1 protein-coding gene is annotated in these 632 nt (G+C 66.6%); it reads right to left on the bottom strand.

The annotated features are described in order from the left end of the window. On the bottom strand, positions 1 to 562 hold a 562-nt coding region (locus ABD140_RS39970; protein ID WP_344248297.1), incomplete at its 3' end, for a GntR family transcriptional regulator. Positions 563 to 632: the final 70 nt, after the last annotated feature.

Raw genomic sequence — 632 nt, 5'->3', positions numbered from 1 at the left:
AACCGATGGAACGAAGAATCCCACCGGGAACAGCGATGTCGCGCTCTTCCATGAGCAGCGTGTCCCTGGCGATGGACTCCGGGAACCAACTGACGGACAGCTGATAAGGCACGTTGTCGACGTAGCGCACGCGGTGGCGACGCACGGCCAGGGCTCCGGGCTCCAACTCCAGCGCCAGGGCGACGTCGGCCGGCGGCACCGTGATGGAGACGCTGACCTCCTGGCGGGGCTCGCGGCCCTGCTCGGCCACCGCCGCCGCCCAGTCGTCCATGCCAGTGGAGGCGTTGTCGCGGCGCTCGCCGCGCTCGAACTTGCACAGGTTCCATTCCAGCGGCCGCTGGTCCCGCACGCGCCTGCCCAGGCGGCCCATGCCGCGGGTGATGAGGCCGTCAGCCTGGAGCTGCGCGAGCGCCTGCCGGACAGTTGTGCGGCTGATCCCGTACTGGGCGGCCAGCTGCATCTCTCTCGACACCTCGCTGTTGGGCGGCAGATCGCGGGAAACGATCCGTTCACGCAGCTCTTTGTACAGCCCTTCCCACAGGGGCGTGTTGCTGTTGCTCACCATGGCCTCCCTGCTCAGAAATTTTTTGTAGGAACAGTCGGTGCAGAGGCTTGAACACCCCGGCTTCTGT

The organism is Actinocorallia libanotica, from assembly GCF_039525175.1.
In the GTDB taxonomy this organism is placed as follows: Bacteria; Actinomycetota; Actinomycetes; order Streptosporangiales; family Streptosporangiaceae; genus Actinocorallia; species Actinocorallia libanotica.
The sequence above is the reverse complement of the archived record's forward strand: the minus strand, read 5'-3'. Positions and strand labels throughout refer to the sequence as shown.